General features: G+C 62.1%; 8 protein-coding genes. 6 read left to right on the forward strand and 2 right to left on the reverse strand.

What is annotated here, in order from left to right:
• Positions 1-25: 25 nt before the first annotated feature.
• Positions 26-1,609, reverse strand: coding sequence for a carboxypeptidase M32 (locus tag I1M21_RS09220; protein WP_195193322.1), 1,584 nt, complete (start codon positions 1,607-1,609; stop codon positions 26-28).
• A 504-nt stretch (positions 1,610-2,113) separates the two neighbouring features.
• Between I1M21_RS09220 and pheS the strand changes: the two genes are divergently transcribed.
• The 6 genes from pheS to I1M21_RS09250 all read left to right on the forward strand — a co-directional run bounded on the left by pheS (position 2,114) and on the right by I1M21_RS09250 (position 9,713).
• Positions 2,114-3,190, forward strand: coding sequence for a phenylalanine--tRNA ligase subunit alpha (gene pheS, locus I1M21_RS09225; protein WP_035136801.1), 1,077 nt, complete (start codon positions 2,114-2,116; stop codon positions 3,188-3,190).
• 184 nt (positions 3,191-3,374) lie between these two features.
• Entirely contained in the window at positions 3,375-5,828 is a 2,454-nt protein-coding gene (gene pheT / locus I1M21_RS09230; RefSeq protein WP_195193323.1) for a phenylalanine--tRNA ligase subunit beta, read from the forward strand.
• Positions 5,829-6,073: 245 nt separating this feature from the next.
• Complete coding sequence (cbiM, locus tag I1M21_RS09235; protein ID WP_195193324.1) at positions 6,074-7,159, forward strand: cobalt transporter CbiM; 1,086 nt, start codon at positions 6,074-6,076, stop codon at positions 7,157-7,159.
• A complete protein-coding gene (locus tag I1M21_RS09240; RefSeq protein ID WP_195193325.1) occupies positions 7,137-7,973 on the forward strand; it encodes an energy-coupling factor transporter transmembrane component T family protein in 837 nt (278 codons plus the stop codon). Before cbiM ends, I1M21_RS09240 begins: the two co-directional genes overlap by 23 nt.
• A gap of 40 nt (positions 7,974-8,013) precedes the next feature.
• Positions 8,014-8,784: an energy-coupling factor ABC transporter ATP-binding protein gene (locus I1M21_RS09245; protein ID WP_229025722.1), complete on the forward strand. Its 771-nt coding sequence runs from the start codon at positions 8,014-8,016 to the stop codon at positions 8,782-8,784.
• Between the two features lie 80 nt (positions 8,785-8,864).
• On the forward strand, positions 8,865-9,713 hold the full coding sequence (locus I1M21_RS09250; RefSeq protein ID WP_229025723.1) for a hypothetical protein: 849 nt from the start codon (positions 8,865-8,867) through the stop codon (positions 9,711-9,713).
• On the opposite strand, the gene I1M21_RS09255 is transcribed toward I1M21_RS09250, so the two are convergent.
• Entirely contained in the window at positions 9,710-10,447 is a 738-nt protein-coding gene (locus I1M21_RS09255) for a putative endonuclease domain-containing protein (protein ID WP_195193327.1), read from the reverse strand. The two genes, I1M21_RS09250 and I1M21_RS09255, sit on opposite strands and share 4 nt — an antisense overlap.
• Between the last annotated feature and the right edge of the window lie 822 nt (positions 10,448-11,269).

The raw sequence follows: 11,269 nt of genomic DNA on the forward strand, positions 1-11,269 counted from the left end.
TTTGCGTTGGCGTGTCGGTTATGCCTTACAGCTCGTAGAGCGTGGTGAACTTGTCCTGCAGGTAGCTGCAGTAGTAGCGGGCATCGAACGCCATGCCGCAGGCGCCCTTGATGAGCTCCGGCGCGTCCTTGGCGCGGCCCCACTGCCAAATGTGCTCGCCCAGCCAGGCGCGGACGGGTGTCAGGTCGCCGCTCGCGCAGGCGCCGGTAAGGTCGACGCCGTCGCGGCACATGGCCGGCACAAACATGGCGTCGTAGGCGCTGCCCAGCGCATAGGTGGGGAAGTAGCCAAACGAACCGCCGCTCCAGTGCGTATCCTGCAGGCACCCGTGCGTGTCGTCGGGAACGGGAATGCCCAGGTACTCGTTCATAAAGCGGTTCCAAAGCGCGGGGATGTCCTTGGCCGTGGCCTCGCCGGCAAACAGCATGCGCTCAATCTCGTAGCGCACCATAACGTGCAGCGGGTAGGTGAGCTCGTCGGCCTCGGTGCGGATCAGCGACGGCTGCGCGATGTTCACCGCGTGGTAGAGCGCGTCCTCGTCCACGTTGCCGTAGACCTCGGGCGCGTGACGGCGCAGCACCTCGAGCAGCGGGCCCATAAAGGCGAGGCTGCGGCCCACGGTGTTCTCAAAGAATCGGCTCTGGCTCTCGTGGATGCCCATGGAGGTACCGCCCTCAAGACACGTGCGCGCGTAAGCGGGGTTCACGCCCAGCTCATACATGGCGTGGCCGGCCTCGTGGATGATGCTGTAGACGTTGGAGATGCAATCGTCCTCGTAGATGTGTGTCGCGATGCGCGCGTCACCCACGGCAAAGCCCTCGCTAAACGGGTGCTCGGTAAAGGCAAGCGTGGTGTCGTCCAGGTTCAGGCCGACAAGCTTCATAAGGTCGAAGCTCATGGCGCGCTGGGCGGCCTCGGGCACGCGGGCGTGCAAAAAGTCGGCATCGGGCTGCTGGCTGCGCTCGCCGATGGCGTGCACGAGCGGCACGACCGTTGCCTTGACCTCATCGCAAAACGCATCGAAGCTCTTGGCGGAAAGGCCGCGCTCGTACTGGTCGAGCCAAACATCGTATGGGTCGCGCTTGGGGTCCATAAGTTCGGCCTGATGCTTAAGTTGGGCGACGATCCTATCCACATAGGGCTCAAAGCTCGTCCAGTCATTGGCCGTCTTGGCCTTGTGCCACACGGCATCGGCCTCGCAGGTGAGCCTGGTCCAGGCCTCGGCCTCCTCGGTGGGGATGACGCTTGCCTCGCGCTGGTCGCGACCGAGCACACGGATCTCGTCGAGCAGCTGCGGGTCGTCGATTTTGCCGCCGGCGACGGTCTCGCGCGCTAACGAGCGTACGAGCTCAACGGACTTCTCGCTGGTCAGCAGCTTGTGATGCTCGCCGGCAAGCGTGCCCATGGCGTCGGCACGGGCGGCAGCACCATTGGCAGGAGCAATCGTCGCTCCATCGAACTCGGCAATCTTGAGCAGGTACTCACGAGTCCACAGCTTGCCCTCGAGTTTGCGGAACTTTTTGACGGCCTTGTCGACTTTAGCGGCCTTGACGCCCTTGGCGGCCTTTGCCACGGCGGCCTTGGCCTTCTTATCGAGTTTCTTTCCCATACCGTATCCTTAATCTCGCAGGCCGAGCGCCGCAGGCGGATGCACGGCCAGTTTGCACAACTACCTGCCTTGTACCCAGCACGAACAAAACGGAACGCGGCGATGCGCTCGCGAAATGTGTTATCCTATAGCCCAATGCGTTGACGGAGAGGGTTTTGCCCGCCGTGTCGCCGGCAAGAGAGGGAAGGTCATGGGCTGCAAGCCTTCCTGCGGTGGCAAGGGCCAAGCGTTCACTCCCGAGCAGCGACCTCAACGGGCGCGCGGCCAGTGGCAGCAAAGCCTCAGTAGGGAAGCCGTGAGCCTCGCGACAAGAGGCGCAGAGTGGGCGCGGCGGGCCAGACATCCGCCGGGTCAAACAAGGTGGTACCGCGGAATTTAACCGTCCTTGGGCAATGCACATGCCCGAGGGCGGTTTTTTGTTACCGAACCGGGCCGCGTTTTCGCAACGCCAGGCGGCGGCAGTCGTCCCGGCGAGCGGGGAACGCGAGAGACGAAAGGGAAGACATGAGTCTGATTGATGATCTGGTCAAACTCGAGGAAGAGGCCAAGGAGCTCGTCGCAGGCGCCGACGACGCCGCAAAGCTCGAGGCCGCGCGCGTTGAGCTGCTCGGCCGCAAGGGCCGCATCACCGGCCTGATGCGCATGATGGGCAAGCTCGCCCCCGAGGATCGTCCCATGATGGGCAAGCGCGCCAACGAGATGCGCCAGCTGATCGAGGGCATGCTCGACGAGCGCACCACCGAGATGAAGGCCGCCGCCCTCAAGCACGCACTCGAGCACGAGGCCGTCGACATCACGCTGCCGGGCATCCGTCCGCAGATCGGTCACCAGCACCTGATTAAGCAGATCATCGAGGAGGCCGAGGACATCTTCTGCGGCATCGGCTACACCGTCGAGTCCGGCCCCATGGTCGACACCTCCTACTACAATTTCACCGCGCTCAATGCCCCCATGGATCATCCGAGCCGCTCGGCCCGCGACACCTTCTACGTGGTCGACAACAACCCCGGCAGCGTCGCGCACCCCGAGGCTCACGCCCACGGCGAGTCCGACGTGCTGCTGCGCACCCAGACCTCGGGCGTGCAGATCCACACCATGGAGTCGCAGAAGCCGCCCATCTACATGATCTGCCCGGGCACCGTCTACCGTCCCGACACGGCCGACGCCTGCCACCTGCCGCAGTTCAACCAGATCGAGGGCCTGGTCGTCGACGAGGGCATCACCTTTGGCGACCTTAAGGGCACGCTTGACTACTTTGTTAAGTGCATGTTTGGCGAGGACCGCAAGACGCGCTATCGCCCGCACTTCTTCCCCTTCACCGAGCCCAGCTGCGAGGTGGACGTGAGCTGCCACGTGTGCGGCGGCAAGGGCTGCAACTTCTGCAAGCACAGCGGCTGGATCGAGATCCTGGGCTGCGGCATGGTCGACCCCAACGTCCTGATCAACTGCGGCATCGACCCCGAGAAGTACACCGGCTTCGCCTTTGGTATTGGCGCCGAGCGCGTCGCGGCACTGCGCTACGACCTGCCCGACCTCAGAACGCTCATGACAGGCGATATGCGTTTCCTGAATCAGTTCTAGGCTGCGGCTTGTCCAAGCACGGCACCTCGGCGCTCATTCGTCGCTTGCGTACCAAAGTACGCGGCGCTCCTCTTTCGGGCCGATCTGCCGCACTTGGACAACCCTCGCTTTGTAAGGAATGTTCACAAAGTTGAAGTTTCCACCTGCATCTCTTCGCAGGCTTTCAGTATGAAAGGAGAGCTAGATGCGTGTTTCTTACGACTGGCTCAAGACCATGATCGATATTCCGGAGGATCCCAAGACCCTTTCGGACGAATATATCCGTACCGGCACCGAGGTCGAGGCGATCGACACCGTGGGCGAGTCCTTCGACCACGTGGTGACCGCCAAGGTGCTCACCAAGACCCCGCACCCCGATAGCGACCACATGTATGTGTGCTCGGTCGACGTGGGCGACAAGAACCTCGACCCCGACGGCAATCCCGCTCCGCTGCAGATCGTCTGCGGCGCGCAGAACTTCGAGGCCGGCGACCACATCGTCACGGCAATGATCGGCGCCGTGCTTCCCGGCGACGTCAAGATCAAGAAGAGCAAGCTTCGCGGCGTTGTGTCCATGGGCATGAACTGCTCCGCGCGCGAGCTCGGCCTGGGCGGCGACCACTCCGGCATCATGATCCTGCCCGAGGATACGCCCTGCGGCATGCCGTTTGCCGAGTACGTGGGCTCGAGTGATACTGTGCTCGACTGTGAGATCACGCCCAACCGCCCCGACTGCCTGTCCATGATCGGCATGGCCCGCGAAACCGGTGCCATCTTCGACCGCGATTTCCACGTTGAGCTGCCCGCCATCAAGGTCGAGACCGGCCGCGCGACCGACGACGAGCTTTCCGTCGAGATTGCCGACGAGGGCCTGTGCGACCGCTATGTCGCCCGCATCGTGCGCAACGTGAAGGTCGGCCCTTCGCCCGACTGGATGGTCAAGCGCCTCAATGCCCTGGGCGTGCGTCCGCACAACAACATCGTCGACATCACCAACTACGTGATGATGCTCACCGGTCAGCCGCTGCACGCCTTTGACCTGGACACCTTCGCTGAGCGCGATGGCAGGCGCCGCGTGGTAGTTCGCGCCGCTCAGCAGGACGAGAAGTTCACGACCCTCGACGGCGAGGAGCGCACGCTCGACGCCGGCATGGGCCTCATCACCGATGGTGAGCGTCCCGTGGCGCTGGCCGGCGTTATGGGCGGCATGGATTCCGAGATCGAGGACGACACCGTTGACGTTATGGTCGAGAGCGCCTGCTTCAACGCCGGCCGCACCTCGCACACCAGCCGTGACCTGTCGCTGATCTCCGACGCTTCCATCCGCTTTGAGCGCCAGGTCGACGAGACCGGCTGCGTGGACGTCGCCAATGTGACGTGCGCGCTCATCGAGGAGATCGCCGGCGGCGAGGTTGCTCCCGGCTACGTCGACGTGTTCCCCGCGCCCAAGACCATCGACAGCATTAAGCTGCGCCTGGCCCGCGTACACGCCATCTGCGGTGCCGACATCGAGCCCGACTTTATCGAGCGTTCGCTCACCCGCCTGGGCTGCACCGTCGAGCGCGATGGCGAGGACTTTATGGTCACGCCGCCGAGCTTCCGTCCTGACCTGCCGCGCGAGATTGACCTGATCGAGGAGGTCCTGCGCCTGTGGGGCATGGGCCGCGTGACGGCGACCATTCCGGCTGCCAAGAACCACATCGGCGGCCTGACCCGCGAGCAGAAGCTCACCCGCAAGGTCGGCGAGATCCTGCGCGCCTGCGGCCTTAACGAGACCACGACCTTTGGTTTTGCCGCCCCGGGCGACCTGGAGAAGATCGGCATGTCCACCGAAGGCCGCGGCTGCCCCGTGGTGCTCATGAACCCGCTGGTCGCCGAGCAGACCGAGATGCGTCGTTCGCTGCTGCCGGGCCTGCTGCAGTCCGTTGCCTATAACGAGGCTCACGGTACGCCCAACGTGCACCTGTACGAGGTCGGCAGCCTGTTCCATGGCCGCGAGAACGCCAGCCTGCCCAAGGAGACCAAGTCCGTCGCGGGTGTGCTCTCGGGCCAGTGGAGCGAGCAGTCTTGGAACATGAAGTACCGCAAGCTGCGCTTCTTCTTTGGCAAGGGCATTGTCGAGGAGCTGCTCGCCCAGCTGCGCATCGAGAAGGTTCGCTTCCGTCCCGTCGAGGGCGAGGACTATGCCTTCCTGCAGCCGGGCCGTGCTGCCGAGGTTCTGTCCGGCGGCACCGTGCTGGGCTGGGTCGGCGAGATCCACCCCGAGGCGCGCGAGGCAATGGGCATCGACGAGGTCGTCGTTGCCTTTGAGCTCGACCTGGACAAGCTGGTCAAGGGTGCCCGCAACCAGGAGAACTACCGCGAGTTCTCGCAGTACCCGGCCGTTGAGCACGACCTTGCCATTGTGGTCGACAACGCCGTGACCTGCGAGGATCTTGAGCGTCGCATCACCAGCGCCGGCGGCAAGCTGCTCGAGGGCGTGCGTCTGTTCGACGTCTACCGCGACCCCATCCGCATCGGAGCGGGCAAGAAGTCCATGGCCTTCGCGCTTACGTATCGCTCCGACGACCACACGCTCACCAGCGAAGAGGTCGAAAAGGCGCACCAGAAGATCGTCACCAAGGTGTGCAAGGGCGTAAACGGCGAGGTCCGCGGCTAGGTTCTGCGCTGGGGTATGGGTTGGTGGTGACTGCTGCCGAGTTCTGTGTGACTTTGCACTCGGCATAAGGCACCGTTGAGCCTTCATATATGACATGCGCATTACAAAACGGCGTGCTGCTTTGTGGGCGGCACGCCGTTTTGTTATGATAACCCGCGGCGTGTTACGAATCATGCGATACGTAACACTGACGAAATGGTTCAAAAGGCGCTGCAATCCCGCGCGCCGATAACCGGGAGGCGTACATGCACATTCCAGATAATTACCTGTCCCCGCAGACCGATGCCGTCATGGCGGTGGCGATGGTTCCCGTGTGGGTTCACTGTATCAAGAAGGTGCGCGCCACGCTCGATCGCGAGCACATGGCCTTCCTGGGCATCTGCGCCGCGTTCTCCTTTTTGCTCATGATGTTCAACGTGCCGCTGCCCGGCGGCACCACGGGTCACGCCGTCGGCGGCGCGCTCGTCGCGCTGCTGCTGGGTCCCGAGGCCGCGGCTATCGCTGTCTCGGTCGCGCTGGCGCTGCAGGCGCTGCTGTTTGGCGACGGCGGCATCCTGTCCTTTGGCGCCAACTGCTTTAACATGGCCTTCGTGCTGCCGTTTGTTGCCGCCATGGTATTCCGCGCGCTCAACAGCCGCCTGCACGACAAGAGCTGGGGCACTTCGGTCTCTGCCATCGTGAGCGGCTGGGTTGGCTTGTGCGTGGCTGCCCTTTGCGCTGCCATCGAGTTTGGCATTCAGCCGATGCTCTTCACCAACGCCTCTGGTGCCCCACTGTACTGCCCCTTCCCGCTGTCTGTTTCCATTCCGGCCATGTTGATCCCGCATATGCTGGTTGCCGGCGTGGTCGAGGGCGTGGCGACGGCCGCCATCTACGGTTTCATTAAGAAGACGGCGCCGAGCTTTATCGTCGGGCCCGAGGCCGTCGATGGCCAGTTTGCTGCCGAGGGCACTGCTGCCAAGAAGACCTCGCTGGTTCCCACGCTCATCCTGGTCGCCGTGCTTGTCGTTGCCACGCCGCTGGGCCTGCTTGCCACCGGTGACGCCTGGGGCGAGTGGGACGCCGAGGGCGCCGCGACCGCCGTTCAGGAGGCTGGTGACGACAGTCTGCAGGCTTCGGTCGGCCTTGATACCCCGACCTTTGCCGATGCTCTGCCTACGGGTGATTACCTGCAGGCCTATTCCGAGGAGCAGGGCCTTGGCTTTGCCGGCCAGGCCGCGATGTATATCCTCTCGGGCGTGATTGGCGTGGCAGTGCTTACCATCGCATTCCGTCTGGTCTCGCTGACGGTCAAGGAAAGCGGTGCTCATGGCAGTAGCCGAGCTGCCTAGCTGGCTTGCGGCCGAGGAGCGATACGAGCCCATGGGGGCTCGGCATCGTGTGATGCAAAAGAACGTCCTGCACCTGGCGAGCCTGCTTGAGCGGGTTCGCCTGGGTGGAGGCGCGCACGAGGGCGGGTCGATGGTCGACCGCGCCCTTTCTTGCGTTTCGGCTCCGGTGCGCCTGGTGGGGATGTTCGTTTGCGTCCTGTGTGCGTGTCTGACGCAGAGTCCGCTGTACCTCATGTTGATGGCGGCTATCGCGCTGGTGCTCGTTGCCGTGCGCCCCGTACGCGGGCTGCGGGCAACCTTTGTGCCGGCGCTTGGCGCTGCGGGGCTCGCGGTGGTTCTGGTGCTGCCCGCCCTGCTGCTGGGCGCTTCCGCTACGGGCGCCATGCTCAAAATTGCGCTTAAGACGTTCATTAACGTGTCGCTCGTGCTGGGCGTTTCGTGGACGCTCACCTGGAGCCGCATGTCGGCGGCGCTCAAAATGCTGCACCTGCCCGACGAAGTTATCTTTACCTTCGATATGGCGCTCAAGCACATCGAGGTGCTGGGCCGCACGGCGCACGATCTTACCGAATCGGTCATGCTGCGCAGCGTTGGTCGCGCACCTGAGGGGTTTTCGCGTACCGACTCGGTCGCGGGTATCATGGGCATGACCTTTATCAAGGCGATGGAATGCAGCCGCGCGATGGACGAGGCTATGCTTTGCCGTGGCTTTGCCGGTGTGTATCCGGCGCCCGCTCGCGCCGGGTTGAGCTGGCGCGATGCGGCCTATACGGCCGTTGTGGTGCTGCTGGCGGCTCTGTGCGCTGTGCTGTAGTGCGAGCTTTGGCTTCGATGCGAATAGGAAGGGCGACGTTTTGGCTAACGATACGAATAGCGTGACGGGCACAAACGGTGCGGGCGGCGCCGAGGCCGCGCCGCTCATCGAGCTGCGCGACGTGGTGTTCTCCTATGCGGGCCATACGGTTGTCGATGGCGTGTCGCTGCAGATCGATCGTGGTGAACTCGTTGCCCTGCTCGGTCCCAACGGCTGCGGCAAGACGACGATCATGCGCCTTATCAACGGCCTTGAGCTCGCGGATGCCGGCGCATACCTGTTTGACGGGCATGTGATCGATGCAGCATTTCTAAAGGATTCCGCGGTCGCTCAGCGTTTTCATCAGCGCGTGGGCTTTGTGTTCCAGAATGCCGACGCCCAGCTGTTTTGCGCTACGGTGGGCGAGGAAGTTGCTTTTGGTCCCGCGCAGATGGGGCTGCCGGCAGACGAGCTCGAGTGCCGCGTCCGTGATGCCATGGAGCTGTTCCAGGTTGCCGACCTTGCCGACGCCTCTCCCTATCAGCTCTCGGGCGGGCAAAAGAAGCGCGTTGCGCTGGCTGCGGTGGTGTCGATGAACCCGGATATCTTGGTCCTCGACGAACCTACCAATGGGCTCGACGAGGATTCATGCGACATTGTGGTCAACTTCTTGCTGGCCTACGTCGCGACGGGTAAGACGGTCTTGATGAGCACGCATCACCAGGATTTGGTGCGACGCCTGGGTGCCCGTGCAATCTATATTGATCGATATCACCATGTGGTCGAGGTGCCTTCGCCGTCGTATGGAACCGAAAGCGGTGTTACGGACTAGTTGCTGCGTAGAGCGTGCGTAGCCGCCCGCGCGGCTTTGCCGTGATGGTATAGTTATCCAGGTTTTTTATGGGGGTGGCTATGCCAAGTTGGAACATTCATATCGCTCAAACGGAGCGCTTGCTGGCGCGTGCTGGTCTGCTTGCCGATAGCGTTCGTGACCGCAATGCCTTTTTGTTTGGCTGCGTGGTTCCGGACATTTTTGTGGGCTATATGGTTCCCGGTATCGCTGATCCCATTCCGTATCGCATTACGCACTTTGCAAAGCCCGAGCCTATCCCTAAGCCTCGTGAGCATGAGTTCTGGGATACCTATGTGGCACCGTTGCTTAAAAGTTCGCCCACCGGTGCGCCAGCCGCGGCGACCTCGATTATCGAGGAGCGCGAGCGACTGAATCGCGTGCACTATCCCCAGCGCTACAGGGATGCTGAGCCGGTTGTCGGTCCCGGCGCTCGTGAGTTCTCGCTTGCGTCCGAGGACGTGGCGCAGTCGTTGCTCGATTTGACACTGGGTGTCTGGTCGCATCTGGTGGCCGATACCGTATGGAATACGCGCGTGAATCAGTACCTGCGGGCGCACGGCGGCAAGCCGTGCGAGGAGTTCCGCATTAAAAAGCAAGGCGACTTTGACTGGTTCGGCAAGACGCTCGGCATTGTTTCGATTCCGCGCGCGACCGATCGCCTGTATACTGCGGCGACGCGTTTTGGGCAGTATCCCATCCATAAGGAGTATGTGCTCAAGACCATCGGCGTTATGCACGAGATCGTGCGCGAAAACCCCGGTGAGCCCGACCATCCGCCATACCGCCTGCTGACTGAGGAGTTCTTCGACGCGACGTTTACCGAGGTGATCGAGCTGACCGAGGCGGGCTTTGCGGCTCGCGTTGTCGCTTCGGACGTCCCCGCAGTCCCTCTGATTGCCAGCTGTTAGCTGGTTGGCTTGACGGCGAGCAGCTCATCCCAATCGACCAATAGCTCCCGTCGAAGTGCGTCTTCGGCGGTGCGTTCCTGTTTGGTCTTTGGCGCGAAGGGCAGTCCCGCCTTTTTATGGATGAGTTCGGCGAGGTTGTTAAAGCTCTTCTTGTCTTTGATCTGTTCGTAGGTTATTTGGATGACATCGTAGCCCATGCTCGTGAGTGCGGTGGCGCGCTCGGCATCGGAGAGACTTGCGGCTTCGCTATCGTGGGCGGAACGGCCTTGGCATTCCAGGATGACGCCCATGCTGTCGGTGGCGCTCTCGATGAGGATGTCGGCGTAGCAGCAGGTTTTGTCGTGCAGCGAGCGCGCGGCTTCACTGAGTGGGATGCGCACGTTGTTTGCGATATGGACGCCTAGGCCGCCCTCGTCACGGGGGAGCGAGACGAGCATGGAGGTCTGAACTTCGAAGGGCGAGGCAGTCTGCCCCGTCATGCGCTCGGTTGCCCAGCGGAGCTGTTTGACGCCGCGCAGGCCTGCGGCCTGCTTGGCGAATGCGGCGATATCCGCCGCGTTCAGGAGCGGTGTGCGCTTCCATAGGTTGGTGTCTTTGCCGCTGGCGTCGTTAACTCGTTCCCAGCCGCAGTTGGGAGGAATGAGCTTAAGCGAGATGGCTTCATCGAGTTGTTGCTGCGTTCGCCTGCAGGGCTTAAACACCGCAAAGGAGCCACACATCTCGTAACAGGCCATGAGCAACTGGTTACGTGAGACCTGCGTAGCAAGGTTGAGCAGCGTAAACTCAGGCGACGTGACATCAAATCTATGCTCAGTCTGCCTAAACGACCCAGGAGGTGGCTCTTGGGTCAGGAGATGCGATTTAAACAGGCTTCGCGACCCGGATTGTGCCCGGGTGAATACAAGCCTGTGAAGCGGTGCGTGAAGCAGGTCTTTTACAACCGCATGACTTCTGAGGCCGCAACATCTGCGATCCATATTGCCAAGGCTAATGGCAGGGTAAAGACCCAGTATTTGCGGCGGGATGCGGTGATAGTTAAAAGCAGTTTGGCCGCATAGCGTCAGATCCACGATGCCCTCCTGGCTGAAAAGCGTGCCTATGGATTAAGGAGTGCCAGCGTCAATTCGGAAGTATGCGGCAAAATCTGAACCCTGTAAGCAGACCTGGCTTTTGAGGCTAGTTTATCAGGCATTTTGTTGCGAAAAAACGGGGTGTGCTCGGAGGTCTCAGAATTTGCCGCATACTTCCGAAAACGTGGCTGATCTTGACCTTGCTAAAACGATATAGCAGCTCTGCACGGGGTGTGGGTTTGCCGCCGGGCGAACACTTTTGGAGCCAGGAGTCCTAGTTCTGGGCCTTGAAGGGCGGATTTCGCGCTTTTGGTAAAGAAATGGGCGCGTGTTTTGCCGTGCCCCGGCTTTAGCGCACAGAAAAAGGGCCCGGAAGGCGAAGCCTTCCGGGCCCTTTGCAATTCAAGACTTTAGTCTGCTGGCCGCGCAGCGGCCAGCTTTAAACCACCCGCTACGCGGGTGGAGACAAACGGCTTTACAAAGCCA

Source organism: Collinsella aerofaciens, assembly GCF_015546965.1.
GTDB lineage: Bacteria > Actinomycetota > Coriobacteriia > Coriobacteriales > Coriobacteriaceae > Collinsella > Collinsella aerofaciens_X.

Coding starts and splice junctions, on each gene's coding strand:
- I1M21_RS09240 (WP_195193325.1), top strand. CDS start 7,137: ATGGCAGTAGCCGAGCTGCCTAGCTGGCTTGCGGCCGAGGAGCGATAC.
- I1M21_RS09255 (WP_195193327.1), bottom strand. CDS start 10,447: ATGGCCTGTTACGAGATGTGTGGCTCCTTTGCGGTGTTTAAGCCCTGC.
- pheS (WP_035136801.1), top strand. CDS start 2,114: ATGAGTCTGATTGATGATCTGGTCAAACTCGAGGAAGAGGCCAAGGAG.
- cbiM (WP_195193324.1), top strand. CDS start 6,074: ATGCACATTCCAGATAATTACCTGTCCCCGCAGACCGATGCCGTCATG.
- pheT (WP_195193323.1), top strand. CDS start 3,375: ATGCGTGTTTCTTACGACTGGCTCAAGACCATGATCGATATTCCGGAG.
- I1M21_RS09220 (WP_195193322.1), bottom strand. CDS start 1,609: ATGGGAAAGAAACTCGATAAGAAGGCCAAGGCCGCCGTGGCAAAGGCC.
- I1M21_RS09250 (WP_229025723.1), top strand. CDS start 8,865: ATGCCAAGTTGGAACATTCATATCGCTCAAACGGAGCGCTTGCTGGCG.